This window comes from Pseudonocardia kunmingensis, from assembly GCF_006716445.1.
GTDB classification, from domain to species: Bacteria; Actinomycetota; Actinomycetes; order Mycobacteriales; family Pseudonocardiaceae; genus Pseudonocardia; species Pseudonocardia kunmingensis.
The window spans coordinates 432,837-454,033 of the sequence record NZ_VFPA01000006.1; the positions used below are offsets into that span (position 1 = coordinate 432,837).

Annotated in this window: 18 protein-coding genes; 8 read left to right on the forward strand and 10 right to left on the reverse strand. The window is 74.7% G+C overall.

The window, feature by feature from the left end; all coding sequences use genetic code 11:
• Window positions 1-266 precede the first annotated feature (266 nt).
• The gene (locus FB558_RS38540; RefSeq protein WP_211367139.1) at window positions 267-1,265 is read right to left on the reverse strand and encodes a glycosyltransferase family 9 protein; all 999 of its coding nucleotides are present in this window, start codon (window positions 1,263-1,265) and stop codon (window positions 267-269) included.
• A gap of 41 nt (window positions 1,266-1,306) precedes the next feature.
• Here FB558_RS38540 and FB558_RS38545 point away from each other — a divergent pair, with 41 nt between their 5' ends.
• Window positions 1,307-2,410 carry a glycosyltransferase family 9 protein gene (locus FB558_RS38545; protein ID WP_211367140.1) on the forward strand — a complete coding sequence of 368 codons (1,104 nt, stop codon included), beginning with the start codon at window positions 1,307-1,309 and terminating at the stop codon, window positions 2,408-2,410.
• Window positions 2,389-3,192, forward strand: a complete 804-nt coding sequence (locus FB558_RS38550) for an MBL fold metallo-hydrolase (RefSeq protein WP_142063062.1) — start codon at window positions 2,389-2,391, stop codon at window positions 3,190-3,192. The genes FB558_RS38545 and FB558_RS38550 overlap by 22 nt, the downstream gene beginning before the upstream one ends.
• Here FB558_RS38550 and FB558_RS38555 read toward each other — a convergent pair.
• Window positions 3,167-4,030, reverse strand: a complete 864-nt coding sequence (locus FB558_RS38555) for an alpha/beta hydrolase (protein ID WP_142063065.1) — start codon at window positions 4,028-4,030, stop codon at window positions 3,167-3,169. The genes FB558_RS38550 and FB558_RS38555 overlap by 26 nt on opposite strands.
• A gap of 56 nt (window positions 4,031-4,086) precedes the next feature.
• On the opposite strand from FB558_RS38555, the gene FB558_RS38560 reads away from it, so the two are divergent.
• Complete coding sequence (locus FB558_RS38560) at window positions 4,087-4,695, forward strand: UdgX family uracil-DNA binding protein (protein ID WP_142063068.1); 609 nt, start codon at window positions 4,087-4,089, stop codon at window positions 4,693-4,695.
• 73 nt (window positions 4,696-4,768) lie between these two features.
• Here the strand turns inward: FB558_RS38560 and FB558_RS38565 are convergent, their stop codons facing one another.
• Entirely contained in the window at window positions 4,769-7,291 is a 2,523-nt protein-coding gene (locus FB558_RS38565; protein ID WP_142063071.1) for an ATP-dependent Clp protease ATP-binding subunit, read from the reverse strand.
• Between the two features lie 129 nt (window positions 7,292-7,420).
• Between FB558_RS38565 and FB558_RS38570 the strand changes: the two genes are divergently transcribed.
• The 4 genes from FB558_RS38570 (at window position 7,421) to FB558_RS38585 (ending at window position 11,247) form a co-directional block, all read left to right on the forward strand.
• A complete protein-coding gene (locus tag FB558_RS38570) occupies window positions 7,421-8,116 on the forward strand; it encodes a methyltransferase domain-containing protein (protein WP_142063074.1) in 696 nt (231 codons plus the stop codon).
• Window positions 8,117-8,292: 176 nt separating this feature from the next.
• Window positions 8,293-9,054 (forward strand): 3-oxoacyl-ACP reductase FabG, encoded by a 762-nt coding sequence (fabG, locus tag FB558_RS38575; protein ID WP_142063077.1) that lies wholly within the window; start codon window positions 8,293-8,295, stop codon window positions 9,052-9,054.
• A gap of 24 nt (window positions 9,055-9,078) precedes the next feature.
• The gene (locus FB558_RS38580) at window positions 9,079-10,320 is read left to right on the forward strand and encodes a DUF4032 domain-containing protein (RefSeq protein ID WP_142063080.1); all 1,242 of its coding nucleotides are present in this window, start codon (window positions 9,079-9,081) and stop codon (window positions 10,318-10,320) included.
• Between the two features lie 63 nt (window positions 10,321-10,383).
• Window positions 10,384-11,247: an SAM-dependent methyltransferase gene (locus tag FB558_RS38585; RefSeq protein WP_246107071.1), complete on the forward strand. Its 864-nt coding sequence runs from the start codon at window positions 10,384-10,386 to the stop codon at window positions 11,245-11,247.
• A gap of 78 nt (window positions 11,248-11,325) precedes the next feature.
• On the opposite strand, the gene FB558_RS38590 is transcribed toward FB558_RS38585, so the two are convergent.
• The 5 genes from FB558_RS38590 to FB558_RS38610 are packed head-to-tail and all read right to left on the reverse strand — an operon-like array spanning window position 11,326 to window position 18,636.
• Window positions 11,326-12,666: a hypothetical protein gene (locus FB558_RS38590; RefSeq protein ID WP_142063083.1), complete on the reverse strand. Its 1,341-nt coding sequence runs from the start codon at window positions 12,664-12,666 to the stop codon at window positions 11,326-11,328.
• A 57-nt stretch (window positions 12,667-12,723) separates the two neighbouring features.
• The gene (cydC, locus tag FB558_RS38595; protein ID WP_246107072.1) at window positions 12,724-14,502 is read right to left on the reverse strand and encodes a thiol reductant ABC exporter subunit CydC; all 1,779 of its coding nucleotides are present in this window, start codon (window positions 14,500-14,502) and stop codon (window positions 12,724-12,726) included.
• Window positions 14,495-16,189 carry a thiol reductant ABC exporter subunit CydD gene (gene cydD, locus FB558_RS38600; RefSeq protein WP_142063086.1) on the reverse strand — a complete coding sequence of 565 codons (1,695 nt, stop codon included), beginning with the start codon at window positions 16,187-16,189 and terminating at the stop codon, window positions 14,495-14,497. Before cydD ends, cydC begins: the two co-directional genes overlap by 8 nt.
• Window positions 16,186-17,181, reverse strand: coding sequence for a cytochrome d ubiquinol oxidase subunit II (gene cydB / locus FB558_RS38605; RefSeq protein ID WP_142063089.1), 996 nt, complete (start codon window positions 17,179-17,181; stop codon window positions 16,186-16,188). The genes cydD and cydB overlap by 4 nt, the downstream gene beginning before the upstream one ends.
• A gap of 21 nt (window positions 17,182-17,202) precedes the next feature.
• Window positions 17,203-18,636, reverse strand: coding sequence for a cytochrome ubiquinol oxidase subunit I (locus FB558_RS38610; protein ID WP_142063092.1), 1,434 nt, complete (start codon window positions 18,634-18,636; stop codon window positions 17,203-17,205).
• 114 nt (window positions 18,637-18,750) lie between these two features.
• Here FB558_RS38610 and FB558_RS38615 point away from each other — a divergent pair, with 114 nt between their 5' ends.
• Window positions 18,751-19,743, forward strand: coding sequence for an LLM class flavin-dependent oxidoreductase (locus tag FB558_RS38615; RefSeq protein WP_142063095.1), 993 nt, complete (start codon window positions 18,751-18,753; stop codon window positions 19,741-19,743).
• Between the two features lie 3 nt (window positions 19,744-19,746).
• On the opposite strand, the gene FB558_RS38620 is transcribed toward FB558_RS38615, so the two are convergent.
• Both FB558_RS38620 and FB558_RS38625 read right to left on the reverse strand, forming a co-directional pair.
• Window positions 19,747-20,478 carry a zf-HC2 domain-containing protein gene (locus tag FB558_RS38620; protein WP_142063098.1) on the reverse strand — a complete coding sequence of 244 codons (732 nt, stop codon included), beginning with the start codon at window positions 20,476-20,478 and terminating at the stop codon, window positions 19,747-19,749.
• Window positions 20,475-21,032, reverse strand: a complete 558-nt coding sequence (locus FB558_RS38625; protein WP_142063101.1) for a sigma-70 family RNA polymerase sigma factor — start codon at window positions 21,030-21,032, stop codon at window positions 20,475-20,477. The genes FB558_RS38620 and FB558_RS38625 overlap by 4 nt, the downstream gene beginning before the upstream one ends.
• Window positions 21,033-21,197 lie beyond the last annotated feature (165 nt).

Consider the following 21,197-nt stretch of genomic DNA (forward strand, 5'->3'; position numbering starts at 1 on the left):
CGCCGCGGTGTGCGGCTGGGAGTGATCACGGACGTGATCGTTGCGAGAAGTGCGTGAATGTGGCGCCGGCGACCCTCGTGGGCGAGTCGGACGGACCATGGCTGGCGGTCGTTGCGAGTCGTACGTGAGTGCGGTGATCGGGGCCGTGGTGTGCGGGCGGGAACGATCAGTGCGTTGCCGGGCCGGGGTCGTGGTGTGCGGGTCGGAACGATCAGTGCTGGTCCGGCGGGGCCGTGGTGTGCGGGTCGGAAGGACCTTGGTCGTCGTCAACGGGCCTCGGGGGCGCGGGCCGGGGTGCGGCTGCGGGGGTGGTCGCGCAGGCGGGCGGCGGCGCGCAGGACGTCGCCGACGCCGACCGCGAGCAGGGCCGGGTCGGGGTCGTCGGCGAAGGGGTCGCCGCGGCGTACGTCGGCGTCGCCGAGCGTCACGTGCGGGCCGTCGGCGGGCGGCCCCCATTGCGCCGGGTCGACCGGCCCGAACAGCGTCACCGACGGGGTGCCGAACGCGGCGGCCAGGTGGGCCACGCCGGTGTCCCCGCTGACGACGAGCGCCGCGCCGGCCACGAGCGCGCAGAGCTGCGCCAGATCGGTCCGCCCGGCGAGGACCCGCGACTCGGCGAGCCCCGCGGCGCCCGCCACCGCAACGGCGAGGTCGCGCTCGTCGGCGCTCCCGGTGATCGCCACGGGGGTGAGGGGGCAGTTCAGCGCGGTGGCGACCTCGGCGAAGCGGCGGGCGGGCCAGCGCTTGGACCCGTAGCGGGCGCCCGGGTGCACGAGCACGGGGGTGCCGCAGCGCCGGGGTGGGAGCCCCGGGGGTGGGGGCAGCCGCAGGTCGCCCGGGTCGGCCGGGATCCCGTGCGCCGCGAGCATCGCGCACCAGCGCTCGCGCTCGTGCGGGTGCTTCTCGGCGACCTCGTCGAACTCGGGGCCGTCCCAGCCGGGCGCGCGGAAGCCGATGCGCCGCCGCGGGGACAGCGCGTCGAGGGCGTGGTGGCTCTGCGGGCCGCGGCCGTGCAGGTTCACCGCCACGTCCGGGGACGGGCGGTCCCAGGTGAGCGCGTCGGGGCCCGTGGTGGGCAGCAGCTCGTCGACGGCGCCGGTCAGCTCCACCAGCGGCGCGAGCGCGGGCGTGGTGGCCAGCACGATCCGGTGGTCGGGCAGCGCCCGCCGCAGCGCGCGCAGGGCGGGCACCGCCACCAGGAGGTCCCCGAGGTGCAGCGCGCGCAGCACCAGTGCCGTCGGTCGATCCCGCCCGTTCTCCCGCACCCGACGTGCGTACCCCGGCGCGCGCCGGGTAACCGGGCCGGGTGATCGACGGGCTGCCTGTTCGCCGCATCGTCGTGCTGCGCTGCAACGCGCTCGGCGACTACCTCATGGCCACCCCCGCGCTCGCCGCGCTCCGCGCGCGGTTCCCGGGCGCCGAGCTGACGCTGCTCGGGGCCGCGTGGCACGAACGCTTCCTGACCGGCAGGCCCGGTCCGGTGGACCGGGTCCGCGTGCTGCCCCGGGTCGACGGCCTCGACGGGCAGCCGTCCGACGCCCCGCCGGCGGACGCGCTGCCGGCGTTCCTCGCCCGCGAGCGGGAGCGGCGCTACGACCTGGCCGTCCAGCTGCACGGCGGAGGGGCGGCGTCCAACCCGCTGGTGGCGGCGCTGGGAGCGCGTCGCAGCGTCGGCTTGCGCGCCGAGGGGGCGCCGCCGCTGGACGCGGCCGTGCCCTACCGCTACTACCAGCCGGAGGCGGACCGCTTCCTCGAGGTGGTCCGGCTCGCCGGCGCGGACGGGCCGGCCGAGTACCCGCCCCTCGCGGTGCTGGACGCCGAGCGCGACGCGGCCGCGGCGCTCCTGCCGGGGGACGGGCCGTGGGTGGCGCTGCACGCCGGGGCCACCGACCCGCGCCGCCGCTGGCCCGCCGAGCGGTTCGCCGCCCTCGCCGACGCGCTGACGGCCGCGGGGGCGCGCCCCGTGCTGGTGGGCGCCGCGGACGAGGCGGAGGTGAGCGCCGCCGTCGTGGCCGCCGCCGATCCGATCACCGACCTGACCGGGCGCACCGACCTCGGCACGCTCGCCGCGGTGCTGGAGCGCTGCGCCGTGGTCGTCGCGAACGACTCCGGCCCGCTGCACCTCGCCCGCGCGGTGGGCAGCGCGACGGTCGGGCTGTTCTGGTGCGGCAACGCGATCAACGCCGCGCCCGCCACGCGCACCCGCCACCGTCCGCTGCTGAGCTGGACGCTGCGTTGCCCGGAGTGCGGGGTGGACTGCAGCACCGCGGGCCACCCGCACCGCCCCGGTGACGGGTGCGCGCACCGCCCCTCGTTCCTCGACCAGATCCCGCTCGCCGAGGTGGTCGAGGAGGTGTCGGACCTGCTCGGCCGGGTACCTGCGGGCGTATGGATCCCCGCGCGTCGCTGACGTTCGTCGGCACGGCCACCACCGTGCTGCGGCTCGGTGCGTTCACCCTGCTCACCGACCCGAACTTCGTCCGCAGGGGCGAGCGGGTGCACCTGGGCTACGGGCTGACCTCGAAGCGCCGGACCGACCCCGCGATGCGCATCGACGAGCTGCCCCGCCTCGACGCGGTGCTGCTCTCGCACCTGCACGGCGACCACTTCGACCGGGTGGCCCGGCGCGACCTGCCCCGCGAGCCCCCGGTCGTCACCACCCGCCACGCGGCGCGCCGCCTGCAGCACTGGGGCTTCGGCGGTGCGACGGGCCTGGCCACCTGGGAGGACTGGGAGGCCGAGCGCGGCGACGAACGCCTGCGGATCACCTCGGTGCCCGGCCGGCACGGGCCCACCGGCGTCCACCGGCTGCTGCCGCCGGTGATGGGCGGCGTCCTGGACCTGGAACGCGGCGGCCAGCGCGTGCTGCGCGCCTACGTCACCGGCGACACCCTCGACGTGCCCGAGCTGCGCGCGATCCGCGAGCGGTTCCCCGGCATCGACGTGATGATCACCCACCTCGGCGGCACGAGGGTGCTCGGCGTGCTGGTGACCATGGACGGCCGGCAGGGCGCCGACCTCGTCGAGATGATCGGGCCCGCCGTCGTCGTGCCAGTTCACCACGACGACTACGCGGTGTTCCGCAGCCCGCTGGAGGACTTCGTGGCCGAGCTGCGCCGCCGCGGGCAGGACGAGCGGTTGCGCCCGGTCGCCCGCGGCGACACCGTCACGCTGGCGCCGCAGCCGCGCTGACCGCGAGCCCGTCGAGGATCTCCACCAGCTCGCCGGGGTGGAGGTGGAACCGCAGGTGGCTGCTGTCGATCGCGCGCACGTCCGTCGGGTTGTCCGGGACCAGGGCGTCGGCGTCGGCGATGAACCGGTCCTGCAGTGCGAGCGGCATGGCCCGGTCGGAGGTCAGGCGCACGTAGGTGCGCGGGATGCGGCCCCACGTCGCCGCGTCCGCGCGGGTGGCCTCCTCGTCGATGTGGAGGCTCTCGTCCGGGTCCTGGGTGTGCAGGAAGGCGAGGAGCTCGGCGCGGGTGCCGTCGGCGAGCAGCGCCTCCTGGGCGCGGTCGAGCACGGTGGGGTCGGACGTGCGCCAGTTGAGCCGGATCGCGCCGATCACGCCGGGGTCGGCCAGCGGGACGAGCCCGGTGTGGGGCAGCAGGCTCTGCGCGTTCTCCGGGCCCGCGGAGTACTCGCTGAGGGTGGCGCCCGCGCAGCACCACGCGGAGACGTAGACGAGCCGGTCGACCAGCTCGGGAGCGGCGTTGCCGACGGCCGTGAGCGTGATCCCGCCCCGGCTGGCCCCGACGAGGACGACCGGTCCGTGCGCGCGGGCCCTCCGGAGCACGTCGGTGACAGCGGCGACGTCGTCCGCGGTGCCGATCCCGGCCATGCCGCTGGGCTCGGTGGCGAGCGCTTCCAGGTCCTGGCCGCCGAGGTAGCCGGTGGGGATCGTGGCGCCGAGGCCGTGGCCGGGCAGGTCGACGGCGAGCGCGCGGTGCCCGCGGAGCGTGAGCTCGCGGACGGTCGGGCTCCAGACGGCCGCGTTGCAGAAGGCCCCGTGGACGAGGACGAACGTGGTCACGACGTGAGCCTCGCACGGCGCGTTCGGGCAGGCGGCCCACGGGGTAGCACCGGGAGGTGACCGCCACCGACCTCGAGCACCCGAACCTGGACGACCTGCGCCGCGACGCCGCCGGGTGCACGCGGTGCGAGCTGTACGAGCCCGCGACGCAGACGGTCTTCGGTGCCGGTCCCGCGTCGGCGTGGCTGGTGCTGGTGGGCGAGCAGCCCGGCGACCGCGAGGACCTTGCGGGCGAGCCGTTCGTGGGCCCGTCCGGGCGGGTGCTCGACCAGGCCCTCGAACGGGCGGGGATCGACCGCGACGAGGTCTACGTGACCAACGCGGTGAAGCACTTCCGCTTCGAGCGCGAGGGCAAGCGGCGCATCCACAAGACGCCGGGCGTGACGCACATCCGCGCCTGCCGGTACTGGCTGGACGGCGAGCTGGCCGCCGTGCGCCCGGCCGTGCTCGGGACGCTCGGCGCCGTGGCGGGCAAGGCACTGCTGGGCACCACCTTCAAGATCACCAAGCAGCGCGGTCAGGTCCTGGAGTGGGAGGGCCACCGGCTGGTGCCCACGGTGCACCCGAGCTCGATCCTGCGCGGCCCGCCGGAGGCCCGCGAGGAGTCGCTGGCCGCGCTGGCGGCCGACCTGGAGGTGGCCGCCCACCTGCGCCCCCGGGCCTGATCGCACCTTGGAGCCGTACTGCTGTTCTGCGCGCCGGAAAGCAGCAGTACGGCTCCAAGGTGCGGTCTTCGGGTCAGCTTGTGGGGTGGATGTCCAGTTCGCCGTCCACCTCGTCCACCTTCACGTGCGTCCCAGCCGGGAGCTTGCCGGCCAGCAGCAGGCCCGACAGGCGGTTGTCGACCTCGCGCTGGATGGTGCGGCGCAGCGGCCGCGCGCCGAACTCGGGCTGGTAGCCGAGCTCGGCGATCCGCCGGACCGCGGCCTGGGTGAACTCGACGGTGACGTCCTGGGCCGCCAGGCGGCGCCGGGTGTCGCCCAGCAGCAGGTCGGTGATCGTTGCCAGCTGCTCGGGGTCGAGGCGGCGGAAGACGATGATCTCGTCGATCCGGTTGAGGAACTCGGGGCGGAACACGTCGCGCAGCCGCGGCATGATCTTGTCGCGCAGGGCTCCGGCGTCGGCGTCCGTGTCGGTGTCGCGGCTGCTGCCGAACCCGAGCGTCATGCCCTGGCTGGTGATCAGCTCCGAGCCGACGTTGCTGGTCATGATGACCACCGTGTTGCGGAAGTCGACGGTGCGGCCCTGACCGTCGGTGAGCCGGCCGTCGTCGAGCACCTGCAGCAGGACGTTGAAGACGTCCGGGTGGGCCTTCTCGATCTCGTCGAGCAGCAGCACCGAGTACGGGCGCCGCCGGACGGCCTCGGTGAGCTGGCCGGACTCGCCGTAACCGACGTAGCCCGGAGGTGCCCCGACCATGCGCGCGACGGTGTGCCGCTCGCCGTACTCGCTCATGTCCAGGCGCACCATCCGGTCCTCCTCACCGAACAGCGCGACGGCGAGCGCGCGGGCCAGCTCGGTCTTGCCGACGCCCGTCGGGCCGAGGAACAGGAAGCTGCCGACGGGGCGGTCCTCGTCGCCGAGCCCGGCGCGGGAGCGGCGGATCGCCTCGGCGACCGCGGACACCGCCTCGTCCTGCCCGACGACGCGGTTGTGCAGCTCCTGCTCCAGGCGCAGCAGCCGGTCGCGCTCGGCCTCGGTGAGCTGGGCGACGGGGATGCCGGTCGCGCGCGACACCACGTCGGCGATCTCGGGCACCCCCACCTCGGGCACGCTGCCGTCGGATGGCCCGGTCGTCGCGAGCCGCCCCCGGAGGGAGGCGATCTCGTCGCGCAGCTCGCTGGCCCGCTCGTACTGCTCCTCCGCGACGGCCTGGTCCTTGTCGCGCTCGAGCTGCTCGAGGCGCTGCTCGAGGCCGCGGCGGTCGGTCGAGGGCGTGTGGGTGCGCAGCCGCACCCGGGCCCCCGCCTGGTCCATCAGGTCGATCGCCTTGTCCGGCAGGAACCGGTCGGTGAGGTAGCGGTCCGACATCTCCACGGCCGCCCGCAGCGCGTCCTCGGTGTAGCGGACCTGGTGGTGGGCCTCGTAGCGGTCGCGCAGCCCGTGCAGGATCTCGATCGCGTCCTCGCAGCTGGGCTCGGGCACGGTGACGGGCTGGAACCGGCGCGCGAGCGCGGCGTCGGACTCGATGTGCCTGCGGTACTCGTCGAGCGTGGTGGCGCCGATGACGTGCAGCTCGCCGCGGGCCAGCGCGGGCTTGAGCATGTTGCCCGCGTCCATCGAGCCGCCGCCCTCGCCGCCGCCACCGCCGCCCGCACCGACCATCATGTGCAGCTCGTCGATGAAGACGATCAGCTCGTCGCCGTGGGCGCGGATCTCGTCGATCAGCGTGCGCAGCCGCTCCTCGAAGTCACCGCGGTAGCGGGTGCCGGCGACGACGCCGGAGAGCTGCAGCTCGACGACGCGGCGCCCGGCGAGGGTGTTGGGCACGTCCCCGTCGACGATCCGCTGCGCGATGCCCTCGACGATCGCGGTCTTGCCGACGCCGGCCTCGCCGATCAGGACCGGGTTGTTCTTGGTGCGGCGGGAGAGCACCTCGATCGTCTGCTCGATCTCCAGCGCCCGCCCGACGACCGGGTCGAGCCGGCCCTCACGCGCCGCCGCGGTGAGGTCCTGGCCGAACTGGTCCAGCGTCGGGGTGCCGGAGGGCGTGCCGGCGCCCTCGGCGCGCGAGGGGCGGGCGCGGGCGCCACCGCGGGGCGGACCGGCCTGCGTCCCGGGGGAGAAGCTCGCCTCGGCCAGCAGCCGTCCCGCGGCCGACTCCTCGTTGGCGGCGATGGCCATCAGCACGTGCTCGGGACCGATGTAGGTGGAGCCCAGCGACCGCGACACCTGGTGGCCGTCGAGCAGCGCCCGCTTCGCCGCGGGCGTGAGCGCCGGGGCCCGGCCGGTGGGCTCGCCGCGCTGCAGCCGCTCGTCGAGCATGCGCGCGATGGTGTCCGGGTCGGCCCCGGCGCGCGCGAGCCACTGGCGGGTCGGTTCGAGCTGGGTGGAGGCCAGCAGCAGGTGCTGGGCGTCGAGGTCGGTGTCGCCGCGGTCGAGCGCGAGCTGCGCGGCCGCGGCCACGAGCTCGCGGGCGCCTGCGCTCATCAACCGGGTCAGGTCCACCCGCCGCACCGGACCGCGGGCACCGGATCCGAAGAATCGGGCGAGGAACTCGTCGAAGGAGCCGGGGTCGCCCGGCCCGAGGAAGCCGGTCATGCGCGCATCTCTCCTCCGCGAGTACTGATCGGGGTCCTGATCGGGGTCACGCGTTCGGCGTTCCCGAGCCGCCGGATGCGAAACCGGCGCCGGGGGTTGGCCGCCCCGCGGCACGGGTAGCGGATCACCATGGGTGGCGAGGCGAGGCAGCAGCGGTGTGACGAGGACCTGGCCGAGGTGGTGGCGGAGCTGTTCGTCCACGACGAGCGGGTACGCGGTCTCGACGTCACCGCGCAGGTCGACGGAGGTGTCGTGCACCTGCGCGGCCGGGTGGACCGGCCCGACCAGCTCGACACCGTGCGGCGGCTGGTCGGGAGGCTCGCCGGCGTCCACGCCGTGTGGGACCGGGTCCGGGTGGGCGGCCGCGACCCGGTCGTGCTCGACCTCGGCTGCGGCGACCAGCGCCAGTACCCGACGAACATCGGGGTCGACCGCAGGCGCACCCCCTCGGTGGCGGCCGTCGCCGACGTCGGGCGCCCGCTCCCGTTCCGCGACGGCGCCGTGGACCGCATCTTCGCCGTGCACGTCCTCGAGCACCTGATCGACTTCCTGCCGCTGGTGGCCGAGTGCCACCGCGTGCTGCGCCCCGGCGGCGTGCTGCACGTCCTCTCGCCCTGGTGGAAGCACGTGAACGCGGTGGCCGACCCCACGCACGTGCGCCTGCTCGACACCCAGACGATCAAGGGGATCTGCTGGGGGCCGGAGCGCCCGGCGTGGCACCCGCTGCACGTGGGCCGCGACGAGTCGACCGTCTTCGCCGACCTCACGCCCGCCGCGCCCGGCGACGAACCCGACCCCCGCCACCTCGCCCGCTTCTTCGACTAGCCCGTCGAGACGGGAGACTCGTGCGGTCGAGACGGGAGACTCGCGGACCCCCTTGCGCGAGTCTCCCGTTTCGACGGCGCGGGGCGCGACGTCGATCACTCGCCCGTTGGCGCGTCCCGCCGCCGTGCCCGAGACTCTCGGGGGAGTCGACGAGGACGAGGACGGGGAGTGCAGAGATGACCCAGAGCCCGCAGCGGGTGGCGATCGTGACCGGAGCGGCACGCGGGATCGGCGCGGCCACGGCCCAGCGGCTGGCCGCGGACGGCCTCGCCGTCGCGGTGATCGACCTGGAGGAGGCTGCCGCGAAGGGCACGGTCGACGCGATCGAGGCCGCGGGCGGGCGCGCGCTCGCCGTCGGCGCCGACGTCTCGGACGCCGAGCAGGTGCAGGCCGCCGTCACCCGCGTGGCCGAGGAGCTCGGCGCGCCCACGGTGCTGGTCAACAACGCCGGGGTCACGCGCGACAACCTGCTGTTCAAGATGACCGAGTCCGACTGGGACACGGTGATGGGGGTGCACCTGCGCGGTTCGTTCCTCATGGCCCGCGCGGCGCAGAAGTACATGGTCGAGCAGAAGTGGGGCCGGATCGTCAACCTCTCCAGCACCTCGGCGCTGGGCAACCGGGGCCAGACGAACTACTCCACCGCCAAGGCGGGGCTGCAGGGCTTCACGAAGACGCTGGCCATCGAGCTGGGCAAGTTCGGCGTCACCGCCAACTGCATCGCGCCGGGGTTCATCGTCAGCGACATGACCCGCGCCACGGCCGAGCGCATCGGGGAGGACTGGGACACCTACGTCGCCGCGCGCGCGAAGGAGATCCCGGTGGCGCGCGCCGGACAGGTGGAGGACATCGCCCACACGGTGTCGTTCTTCGTGAGCGAGGGGGCCGGGTTCGTCTCCGGTCAGGTGATCTACGTCGCCGGCGGCCCCAAGGCCTGACGCGTTCTCGGCGATACTGGTCGGGTGCGCTTCATCTTCCGACCACCGGCCGAGCACGCGGCGGGGCTGCTCTCGCTGCCGTGGCAGGAGCCCCTCGAGGAGTGGCAGGACGACCACCTCCTCGAGGTGGCCCACCGCGGCATCTCCCGCCACGTCGTGCGCTTCGTCGAGGTCGACGGGCACGTCTACGCCCTGAAGGAGATCGACGAGCGGCTCGCGCGCCGCGAGTACCGGCTGCTGGGGCAGCTCGAGGCGATGGGCATGCCCGCGGTGTCGGTGCTCGGCGTGTGCGTCGAGCGCCCGCCGGCGGGGGACGTCCCGCAGGACGCCGTCCTGGTCACGCGGTTCCTGGACTACTCGATGTCCTACCGCTACGTGTTCTCCCACGGCCACGCCGCGCGCCCGACCGTCCAGCTGATCGACGCGATGGTCGAGCTGATCGTGCGGCTGCACCTCGCGGGGCTGTTCTGGGGCGACTGCTCGCTGTCCAACACGCTGTTCCGGCCCGACGCGGGCAGCATCGGCGCCTACCTGGTGGACGCCGAGACCGCGGAGCTGCACCCGACGCTCTCGGACGGGCAGCGCAGCTTCGACATCGACTACGCGGCCGAGCGGGTGGGCGGGGAGCTGTTCGACCTGCAGTCCGGCGGTCTGCTGCCCGAGGACGTCGACCCGGTCGAGATCGCGGCGGAGCTGCCTCGGCGCTACGCCGCGCTGTGGGACGAGCTCACCCGCGAGGAGCTGCTGAAGCCCGAGGAGCAGCGCTACCGGGTGGCCGCGCGCGTCGACCGGATCAACGAGCTCGGCTTCGACGTCGACGAGATCGAGCTGATCACCACCGACGCCGGCGTGCGGCTGAAGGTGCACACCCAGGTGGCCGAGACCGGCCGGCACCGCAACCGGCTCTACGCGCTCACGGGCCTGGAGGTCACCGAGAACCAGGCCCGCCGGCTGCTCAACGACCTGCGCAGCTACCGCGGCTACCTGGAGCAGAAGGAGGGCCGCGCGGTACCAGAGACCGTGGCGGGGCACCGGTGGCGCGCCGAGGTCTACGACCGCGTGATGGCCCGCATCCCCGAGGACCTCGCCGACCGGCTGGAACCCGCGGAGGTGTTCCACGAGATCCTGGAGCACCGCTGGTTCCTGTCGGAGAAGGCGGGCCGGGACGTCGGCACCACCGCGGCGGCGAAGTCCTACATCGACGCGATCCTGCCCCGCACGCCCAGCACGCTGACGCTCCCCGGCGGTGACCCGCTTCCCCGATGAGGGGACGCGACACCCGCCCCGGGGGGCTGTGGCAGTCCCGGGGTGCCCGCTAGGCTACGGCGCGTGACGCCGGACACCCCGATCGACGCCTCTCCCTTCGCGGACGACGCGCCCCACCCGCCCTCTCGACAGATCGACACGTCCAAGCCGAGCGTCGCGCGGGTCTACGACTGCTTCCTGGACGGCAAGGACAACTACGCGGTCGACCGCGCCGTGTTCAACCAGGTCAACGACGTGACCCCGGCCATCGCGCGGCTCGCCAAAGCGCAACGGTCGTGGCTCGGGCGGGTCACGCGCTTCCTCGTGAACTCGGCCCACATCGATCAGTTCCTCGACGTCGGGGCGGGCCTGCCGAGCGCGGAGAACACGCACCAGGCGGCGCAGAGGCTGAACCCCAGCGCACGGGTGATCTACGTCGACAACGACCCGATCGTGCTGGCGCACGGGCGGGCCATCCTCGAGGAGAACGACTTCACCCACCTGGTGGACGCCGACCTCACCAAGCCCGACGAGGTCCTCGGCCACCCGTTGGCGAAGAGGTTCCTCGAGGCGGGCACCCCGATCGGGCTGATCCAGAGCAGCACCCTGCACCACGTGTCCGACGACCTGCGCCCGCACGACATCGTGCGGCGCTACATGGAGCTCCTGCCCTCGGGCTCCTACCTCGTTCTCTCGCACTTCTGCGACCCGGAGGACGGCGGCGAGGGCTCGCACCTCGCCCGGTTCATCGAGGACGTGTTCGCCAACGGCCCGATGGGCTCGGGGTACTTCCGCACCCGCGCGCAGATCGAGGAGTTCTTCGAGGGCCTGGAGATGGTGGAACCGGGCCTCGTCCGGCTGCGCGACTGGTGGCCCGACGGCCCCCTCCTCCAGCCGGCCACCACGGGGGACGGGCTCGTCCTGGGCGGTGTCGCGCGCAAGCCGTGACCTGGAACCGGATTCCCATGGACGAACGGCACTTTCGTCGGCTAGGTAGCGACGAAAGTGCCGTTCGTCATGGTGGTGTCAGGAGCTGCGCGGAACCACCGTGATCGCCCAGGGCTGCACCGGCTCGGCGTCGCCGACCTGCACCTCGTCGGCACTGGCGTTGACCACCACCGCGCCGTCGGGCGCGCGGAAGACCACGAGGGGCTGGGTGGCGGAGCGCCCGATCTCCACCTCGCCCTGCGCCAGCCGCGGCACCAGCCACTGCCAGGCGGCGGTGAGCGGGGTGGGCTGGCCGCCGCCGTCCTCGGTGCTGTCGGTCCAGAGCGCGGCGTACTCCAGGTCGTGGCCCTGCGGGCCCCACAGCAGCGCACCCGCGGCACCGGACTGGGCGTACGCGGCGATGGTGGCGAGCGTGGTGGCGGCGCTGGCCGGGCTGTCCGCCGCGCCCGTCTCGCTCTCGGGCACGTCCGGGTAGAACTCGGCCCACCAGACCGGCAGGTCGGTGCGCTGGTGGATCCAGTTGGTGAGGTCGGCGAACTTCTGCGCGCCGGCCAGCGGGTCGGGGATCGTGTCCTGGCGGGTGGCGGTGGAGCCGTCGACGGCGAGGAAGTCGGCGCCGACGTTGTGCGCGAGCCAGTAGTCGACGACGTCGAGCGACCGCTGGTCGGCCGCCCCCCACGGGCCGGTGACCTGGTCCGAGGCGTCCGTCGTGCCGGGGTCGAGGCTGGTGAGCACGACGTAGGGGCCGCCCACCTGGACGTCGGAGCGCACGTTCTTCACCGCGGTGTACACCTGGTTGTAGAAGTCGGTGTAGCCCTCGTAGTCCCAGCGGTTCTCCGCCTGGTTGTAGAAGCCCTTCAGCTCGTTCCACACCAGGACGCGTTCGACCTGCGGGTAGCGCTCCACGGCCGCGGCGGCGAGCGCGGCGTAGTCGTCGAAGAACTCGGGCAGCGGGTTGTCCTCGAGGAGGTCCCAGTCGGTCTCGCCCTCCTCGCCGCCCTTCATCCAGTCGGGCGCGCAGCACAGGGTGAGCATGGACTTGTTGCCGGTCTCCTCGGTGAGCTCCATGCGCCGGTCGAGGGTGTCCCAGTCGTACTCACCGGGGGAGGGCTCGGGGTTGCTCGTGCCGAAGCCCATCAGGTGGTGGTTCTCCCACACCGCGCCGTCGTCGGAGAGGATCTCGATGCCGCGCTCGGTGGCCTCGTCGGGGTGGTGCGGGTCGAGGCTGTTCTGGGTGTGCGTGACGCCCAGCTCCAGGGGCGCGGGCTGCTGCTCCCAGGTGAACCCGGAATCGGCCTCGATCGCGCTCAGCGTCTGCTCGGAGACCGACGTCGGTGTGCCCGTCGTCGTGCCCGAGCAGGCGGCCAGCACCACGGCGAGCACCGCGACGACGGCGGCGGGGAGACGGGGAGAACGCACGGGAGAACCTCATCATTGTCCGGCACCTGGCCTGACGGCCCTGCTGAGAGCGGGACCCTACCGCTGAGCCCCGACAGGTGAGACAGTGGCAGGTCGACCCTGTGGCGGGGCTGAGAGGTCGGCCGGGACCCCGAGCTCGCGGAGGCGCCCGTCGACCAGCTCCACGACCTCGTCGAACCGGTCGAGCCGGCTGCGGTCGTGGGTGATGAGCACGAGCGAGCGCCCGGCGGTGGCCGCGAGCAGGTCGTCCAGCACCGCGTCGCGCGTCTCCGGGTCGAGGTGGGTCGTGGGCTCGTCGAGCACGAGCAGCGGGCCGCCCTCCTCGCCGTCCGTGCCCGCCACCAGCAGCGCCCTGGCGAGCGCGAGCCGCACGCGCATCCCGCCCGACAGGCGGGCGCCGCGCGGCCCGGCCTCGGCGTCGAGCAGCCCCGAGTCGAGGAGGTCGGTCTCGAGCCGGACCCGGCGCAGGACGGCGCGCAGCTCCTCATCGCCCGCGTCGGGCCGGGCCAGCAGCAGGTTCGCGCGCACGGTGCCGGTGAAGACGTGCGGGTCCTGCGGCATGCCCGTCACGCGGGCCCGCACGGCATCGGGTGCCAGCGTGGTGACGTCGACGCCGTCGAGGTGCACGGTGCCCGCGTCCGGGTCGCGGAAGCGGAACAGGACGTCGGCCAGCGTGCTCTTGCCCGACCCGCTGGGCCCCACGACGGCGACCCGGCGGCCGGGGGGCACGTCGAGGTCGACGCCGTCGAGCGCCCACGGCTCGTCCGGTCCGTAGCTCACCCGCAGGCCGCGGATGCGCAGGCCCGGGGCGCCGCCGGTGAGCGGCGGCCGCGGCGCCCGGGTGCGGACCGCAGGCGGGGTGTCGAGCACGTCGAACAGCCGGGCGCCCGCGGCGCGCACGGCACCGAGGCGCGCGGCGGCGGCCGGCAGCGGCGCCACGATCTCGAACGCCGCCAACGCGGTGAGTACCAGCACGGCGAGCGGCACCGGCTCGAGCGCGCCGTCGCGCACCGCGGCGACGCCGAGCAGCAGCGTGCCCCACAGCGTGAGGCCGGCGAGCAGCGCCGACGCACCCGCCCCGAGGCCGAGTAGCCCGGCGTCCCGGCGTTCGACGCGGGTCAGCTCGGTGTCGGCCTCCGTGACGCGGGCGAGCGCGCCCGGCAGCGCGCCGTAGGCGACCAGGTCGGGGGCGCCGTGCAGGGTCTCGACCAGCGCCGTGGACAGCCGGGCCCGCGCGGCCGCGCGGCGCCGTCCCGGTCCGCGGCCCGCGGCCGCCGCGGCCAGCGGCACGGCGACCCCGCCCAGCAGCAGGCCCGCGGCGAGCAGCAGCCCGCCGGGCAGGAGCAGCGCGCTGCTGACGAGCACGGCGCCCGCGCCCGTCACGAGCGCCGCCAGCGGCGGGGTGAGCCCGCGCACGAGCAGGTCCTGGGTGGCGTCGGTGTCGCTGACCAGCCGCGTGACGAGATCGCCCGCGCGGAACCGGTGCACCGCCTCGGCGTGCGCGAGCCGGTCGTACACGCGCGCGCGGGCGTCGGCGAGGGTGCGCAGGGCGGCGTCGTGGGTGAGCAGGCGCTCCAGGTAGCGCGCGACGCCGCGGGTGACGCCCAGTGCGCGGGTCGCGACGACGGCGACCGAGAGCGCCGTGAGCGGCGGCGAGGTCGCAGCGGTGGCGATCAGCCAGGCCGCCACGACGAGCAGGGCCACACCGGATCCGGTGGCGACGGCGCCGGCGAGGATGCCGAGCGCGAACCGCGAGGTGCGCGGCCGGGCGAGCCGGACCATCCGCAGCAGCGGATCCCGCGCTCCACCCGACGAACGTCGGTCGGTGTCAGGCACCGGGCACCTCCACCAGTTCCGCGGCCGCCGGGCGGCCGCCCTCCAGGTGCACCACCGCGTCGGCCAGGTCGGCCCAGCCCTCGTCGTGGGCGACGATCACGCCGGTGCGCCCCCGCAGGAGCCGGGCCACCCCGGCGCGGACGGCGGCCGCGTGCTCCGGGTCCAGGTGCGCGGTGGGCTCGTCGAGCAGGACGATCGGGGCGTCGAGCACCTCCTGGCGCAGGAACGCCCTGGCCAGCGCGATCCGCTGGAGCTGGCCCGCCGAGAGCCGGTGGCCGCGCTCGCCGAGCGGGGTGCCGTAGCCCCGGGGCAGTGCCTCGACCACGGCCTGCGCCTCGGCCCGCCGCACGGCGCGGCGCACGGCCTCGTCGGGGGCGTCGGGCAGGCCGAGCCGGACGTTGTCGGCCACGGAGGCGTCGAACAGGTACGGGTGCTGCGGCAGCCAGGCGACGCGCCGGCGCCAGGCGTCGGGGTCGGTGTCGCGCAGGTCGACCTCGCGCCCGTCCGCGCCCGTCACGAGCACCCGGCCCGCTGTCGGCTCGGCGAAGCGCAGCAGCAGCGAGAGCAGGCTGGTCTTGCCCGCGCCGCTGCGGCCGGTGACGAGCGTCGTCGTGCCCGGTTCCAGCACGAGGTCGACGCCGTCGAGGGCCGGCGTCGCGCGGCCGGGGCGCGTGAGCTCCACGCCCTCGAACCGCACGGCAGGGCGGGCCGCCGTCGCGACCGGGGCCGGCGGCGCGGTGGCCACCGCGGGCCGCTCCAGCACGGCGAACACGCGCTCGGCGGCGGTGACGCCCTCCATGCTCGCGTGGAACCGCGCCCCCACCTCGCGCAGCGGCAGGTACGCCTCGGGCGCGAGGATCAGCACCAGCAGGGCGGTCTCCAGGTCCAGCCGCCCGTAGAGCAGCCGCAGCCCGACCTCGACCGCCACGAGCGCCACGGCCAGCGTGGCGAGCAGCTCCAGCACGAACGCGGACAGGAACGCCACGCGCAGGGTGCCCATCGTGGCCTCACGGTGGGCGTCGGTCACCCGCCGGATGAGCGCGGCCTCGGCCTTCGCGCGGCGGAAGACCGCCAGCGTCGGCAGACCCTCCACGACGTCGAGGAAGTGCCCGCCGAGGCGCTCCAGCAGGTGCCACTGCCGCCGGGTGCGCTCTTGCGTGTGCATCCCGACCAGCGCCATGAACACCGGGATCAACGGGACGGTCAGCGCGATCACCAGCGCGGAGATCCAGTCGGCCCGGAACACGACGACGAGCACGGCCACCGGCACGAGCGCGGCCAGCACGAGCTGGGGCAGGTAGCGGGCGACGTAGTCGTCGAGGGCGTCGAGGCCGCGGGTCGCGAGCGTGGCGACCTCGCCCGCGTCGGTGGTGGCCGGGTCGCCGGCCGCGACGTGCCGGACGAGCCTGCGTCGCAGGTCGGACTTGACGCGCGCCGCGCTGCGCAGGGCCGCGGCCTCGGCGCCGTAGGCCAGCGCGGCGCGGGCGAGCGCGACGGCCCCGACGGCGGCGAGCGTGCCGCCCAGCGCCGCCGCACCGCCTGCCGTGGCCCCGGCGACCGCATGCGCCACCAGCCAGGCCTGCAGCAGGATCAGGGCGGTGGCGGCGAACCCGCACGCCACGGTGACGGCCAGGTGCACCCGCACCGCCGCGGTGCTGCGGACCAGCCGCGGGTCCAGCGGCCTCATGACACGTGTTCCCGGGTGACGCGCCTGCGGAAGACCCAGTAGCTCCAGGACTGGTAGAGCACCACCAGCGGGAGGAACACCACGCCGATCCAGCTCAGGATCGTCAGCGTGTAGGGCCGCGACGCGGCGTTCGCGACCGTCAGGTCGAAGGCCGGGTCGAGCAGCGAGGGCAGCACCGCCGGGAACAGCGCGACGAACAGCACGGCGGTCGTGGCCGCCACCGCGACCGCCGTGGCGACGAACGCCCAGCCCTCGCGGCGGCGGGCCACCATCGCGGTGCCGATGAGCAGCGCGCCGACGGCACCGGCCGCCAGTACCGCCGTGGTGCCCGAGCCGTGGTCGGCCTGGGTCCACATCAGGAAGGCGAAGAGCGCGGCCGCGGCCACCGGGGCCGTCGCGCGCGCCGCCGTCCGCGCGCGGCGCCGGACCGGGCCGTCGGTCTTGAGCGCGAGGAACACCGCGCCGTGCAGGACGAACAGTGCCAGCGTGGCCAGGCCGCCCACCAGGGCGTACGGGTGGAGCAGGTCGAGCAGGCCGGAGCGCACCACCCCGTCGGGGCCCAGCTCGACCCCGCGCACGATGTTGGCGAACACCAGGCCCCAGGCGAACGCCGGCACCGCTGAGCCGAACACGATCGCGGCGTCCCAGCGCGCCCGCCAGCGCGGGTCGTCCACCTTGCCCCGGTACTCGAACGCGACCCCGCGGCCGATCAGCGCGACGATGATCAGCAGCACCGGCAGGTAGAAGCCGCTCAGGGTGGCGGCGTACCAGGCCGGGAACGCGGCGAACATCGCGCCGACCGCGGTGATCAGCCAGACCTCGTTGCCGTCCCACACCGGCCCGATGGCGTTGATCACGACGCGCCGGTCGGCGTCCCGGCCCCGGCCGAGCACCGGCAGCAGCATCCCGACGCCGAAGTCGAAGCCCTCGAGCACGAAGTAGCCGGTCCACAGGACCGCGATGGCGACGAACCAGACGGTGGGCAGGTCCACGGTCATTCCTTCCTGGGCCGACTAGTAGACGAACGCGGGGACGCGGTCGGTCTCGGGCTCGCCCTCGGCCGGGTAGGGCATCACGTGCCCGGGCCCGGCCGCGACGTAACGCAGGAGCAGCCGTACCTCGACCACGGCGAGCACCCCGTAGAGCGCGGTGAAGACGCTCAGCGAGAACGCCACCTGGGCGAGGCTCACGCCGGGGGAGACGCTCGCGGCGGTGAGCAGCTGCCCGACCACCGTCCAGGGCTGGCGGCCCATCTCGGTGAGCACCCAGCCGAAGATGTTGGCGGCCAGCGCGGCGGGCAGGGCGGCGATCGCCACCCGGTACATCCAGCGCTGCCGCGGCAGGGCGCCTCGCCGGGTGAGCCAGAGGCCCAGCACCCCGACCCCGACGCCGGCCAGGCCCAGCCCGATCATCAGCCGGAACGACCAGTACAGGACGGGGATGTTGGGCGTGTAGTCGCCGGGGCCGAACTGCTCGCTGTAGCGCTGCTGCAGGTCGTTGATGCCCTCCACCTCGCCCGCGGGGGAGCCGGTGGCGAGGAAGCTGAGCACGTAGGGCACCTCGACGTCGATGATGTTGCGCCCCACGCCGACCTCACCGATCTCGTGGTCGCCGATGGCGAAGAGCGAGAACCCGGCGGCGCCCTCGGTGTCCCAGATGGCCTCCGCGGCGGCGAGCTTCATCGGCTCGTACTCGGCCATCAGCTTGGCCTGGTGGTCGCCCGAGAGCGCCACGACCGCCCCCGCGACCGCGGTCGTGACCAGGCCGGCCCGCAGCGTCCGGCGGAACATGCCGGGTTCGTCGGGGTGGGGCGCGCGGTCGCGGTGCAGCAGCTTGGAGGCGCTGACGGCCACGACGAACAGCCCGGCGACGACGAACGACGCGCTGACCACGTGCACGTAGGTCGAGAGCGCCTGCGGGTTGGTGAGCACGGCGACGATGTCGGTGAGGTACGCGCGGCCGGTCTCCGGGTCGACCGCGAAGCCGACCGGGTGCCGCATCCAGGCGTTGGCGGCGAGGATGAAGAAGGCCGAGAGGTTGGAGCCGATGGCGGCGGCCCAGATCGTCGCCAGGTGCACGCGCCGGGGCAGCCGGTCCCACCCGAAGATCCACAGCCCGATGAAGGTGGACTCGAGGAAGAACGCGAGCAGCGCCTCGAGCGCGAGCGGGGCGCCGAAGACGTCGCCGACGAACGTGGAGTAGCTGCTCCAGTTCATCCCGAACTGGAACTCCTGGACGATCCCGGTCACCACGCCCATGGCGAAGTTGATCAGGAAGAGCTTGCCGAAGAACTTGGTGGCGCGCAGGTACTCCGGGCGCCCGGTGCGGTGCCACGCGGTCTGCAGCGCGGCGACGACGACGGACAGGCCGATCGTCAGCGGGACGAACAGGAAGTGGTAGATCGTCGTGATCCCGAACTGCCAGCGAGCCAGGTCCAGTGCGTCCACGCCGTGCCTCCGCTCCGCGAACTTCTACGGCCTGTAGTAGTTCTACCGTATGTAGAACGCCACCGGTGGCGCGGGTGCTCCGGATCTCGGTGTGACGCCCCTTAACGTGCGCGCATGCGGATCGGTGCATTCCTCCTCGGGCCCGGCGTTCCCGGCCGGGACCACGCGGCCGTGCTGGACACGACGGTCGCCGCGGCCGTGGCGGCGGAGGAGGCGGGCTTCGACGACGTGTGGGTGGCCGAGCACCACTTCATGACCTACGGCCTCGTGCCCTCGGCCGTCACGCTCGCGGGCTACCTGCTCGGCGCCACCCGCCGGATCGCGGTCGGCACGGCCGTGAGCGTGCTGTCCACGCAGCACCCGGTCGCGCTCGCCGAGCAGGCGCTGCTGCTGGACAACGTCGCCCACGGCCGGTTCCGGCTCGGTGTCGGGCGCGGCGGACCGTGGCAGGACCTGGAGGTCTTCGGCACCGGCGCCGAGGCCGTCGGGCCCGGCTTCCCCGAGTCGCTCGACCTGCTGCTCGCCACGCTGCGCGGCCCCACGGTCACGGGTGCCGGTCCGCGGTACCGGTTCCGCGAGGTCGACGTCGTCCCACGGCCGCGCACCCGCCCGCACCTGCCCGTCGTCCTCGCCGTGACGACGCGGGCGAGCGTGGCCATGGCCGCGCGGCGCGGCCTGCCGATGCTGCTGGGGATGCACGCCGGGGACGCGGAGAAGGCGGCGTTCGTGCGGGAGCACGGCGGACCCGGGCCGCACGTGTCGGCCGCGCTGGCCTACGTCGCGGACACCCGCGCGGAGGCACTGGCGACTGTCCGCGAGGCGCTGCCGCGCTGGCTGGCACCCGGCCTCGCCGGCTACCGCCGCCTCGACGGCGCTCCCGGCTCGCCGCGCGACCCGCTGGCCTACACCGAGGAGCTGGTCCGCCGCCACGGCATCGGGACGCCCGACGACGCCGTGGCGGCCCTGTCCGGGAGCGCCGCGAGGACCGGCATCCAGCATGTCCTGCTGATGGTGGAGGGGGCCGGCGACCACGCCCGCACCTGCGAGAACATCGCCCGGCTCGGCGCGGAGGTGCTGCCCCGCCTCCGGTCCGGGGAGCGTGGGTAGCGCTCAGGCCCGCGCGGCCGCGAACTCCCGGCCCGCCTCGTTCTCCACCACCACGGCCGCGACGTCGTCGAGGGCGACGATCGCCGAGCCGTCCAGGGTCACCCCGTCGCGCCAGCCGCCCGGGGACACCAGCCAGCTCCCGGCGACCTGCCGGCTCCCGTCCTGCGCCACCACGACGATCCGGCACCGCTCGCCGGCCGGGATGCCGCGCACCGTGGTGGACAGGCGCACCCAGCCGGGCGCGGGCGAGAGCGTGGTGGACATCGAGACGCCCGGCTCACCTCCGCCGGACAGCACGACCGCGTCCGCGGACGGGGCGGGGGCCGCCACGACGGCGGGCGGGGCCGTCGAGCGGCCGAGCAGCACGCCGCCGCCGAGGACGGCCGCGACCGCGACCGCGGCCGCCGCCACGAGGGCCAGCCGCCGCGTCCGGCCGCGGGAGCGCACCTCGGAACGGACCTGGCGCAGCGCGCGCTGCAGCACGAGGTCCCCGTCCGGCGGGCCGTCCAGGAACGCCTCCGGCGGCACGTCGTCGAGCACATCGACCATCCCGTGCAGCTCCTCCCACTCGCGCCGGCACGCCGGACACCCGGCGAGGTGCGCCTCGACGGCCCGGGACTGCGCCGGGTCGAGCAACCCCAGTGCGTGGGCGCCCAGCTCCACCGGGTCGTGCGCGTCGTACCGCTGGTGGCGGCCCGACTGCGGACGTTCGTGCGGATCGCGCGGACGGTTCATGCCGGCACCCCGCTCCCCGTCGTGTCGGCCTCGGTGGCCGCACCCGAGAGCGACTGCCGCAGCGCGCGCAGCGCGTAGTACGACCGCGACTTGACCGTGCCCGCCGGGATGCCGAGCGCCGTGGCGGCCTCGCCGAGGCTGCGTCCCTGGAAGTAGATCTGGTCCAGCACTCCGCGGTGGTCCTCCGAGAGCTCGTCGAGCGCGGCCATGACGGTGACGGAGGCGACCACGCTGTCCGCGTGGTCGCGCACCACCGGCGGCGCGTCCGGGTTCTCCGCCACCTCCTGCGGCCGCGCCGCCCGGGCGCGGTAGCGGTCGGTGACGAGGTTGCGGGCCACCGTGAGCAGCCACCCGCGCGTGGAGCCCTTGCCGTTGGTGAGCACCTCCGGGTGGCGCCACGCCCGGATGAGCGTCTCCTGCACGACGTCCTCGGCTGCGGCGCGGTCACCGGTGAGCCTCGTGGCGTAGGCGAGCAGCGCGCGGCCGTGCTCGGAGTAGACGGCGTGCACCAGCGCCTCGTCGCGGTCCTCGGCGCGGTCACGGGCGGGCGGCATGGTCGGCGGGCTCCCGGGGGCGGTGGTCGGGGGCGGAACCCTAGCGGAGCGGCTCCCACCTCGGACACGGCCGCGCGGGCGCACCGGTTCACCGCGATCCGGTGCGGATCGCGGTGAACCGTCCCGCTCCGGCACGCGTGTGCCCGAGGGACGCGCCCGGACCGA

Excerpts from the sequence above, each read along its gene's own strand:
- FB558_RS38550 (WP_142063062.1), top strand. The coding sequence starts at position 2,389 with ATGGATCCCCGCGCGTCGCTGACGTTCGTCGGCACGGCCACCACCGTG.
- FB558_RS38565 (WP_142063071.1), bottom strand. The coding sequence starts at position 7,291 with ATGACCGGCTTCCTCGGGCCGGGCGACCCCGGCTCCTTCGACGAGTTC.
- FB558_RS38570 (WP_142063074.1), top strand. The coding sequence starts at position 7,421 with ATGGGTGGCGAGGCGAGGCAGCAGCGGTGTGACGAGGACCTGGCCGAG.
- fabG (WP_142063077.1), top strand. The coding sequence starts at position 8,293 with ATGACCCAGAGCCCGCAGCGGGTGGCGATCGTGACCGGAGCGGCACGC.
- cydD (WP_142063086.1), bottom strand. The coding sequence starts at position 16,189 with ATGAGGCCGCTGGACCCGCGGCTGGTCCGCAGCACCGCGGCGGTGCGG.
- FB558_RS38615 (WP_142063095.1), top strand. The coding sequence starts at position 18,751 with ATGCGGATCGGTGCATTCCTCCTCGGGCCCGGCGTTCCCGGCCGGGAC.
- FB558_RS38620 (WP_142063098.1), bottom strand. The coding sequence starts at position 20,478 with ATGAACCGTCCGCGCGATCCGCACGAACGTCCGCAGTCGGGCCGCCAC.
- FB558_RS38625 (WP_142063101.1), bottom strand. The coding sequence starts at position 21,032 with ATGCCGCCCGCCCGTGACCGCGCCGAGGACCGCGACGAGGCGCTGGTG.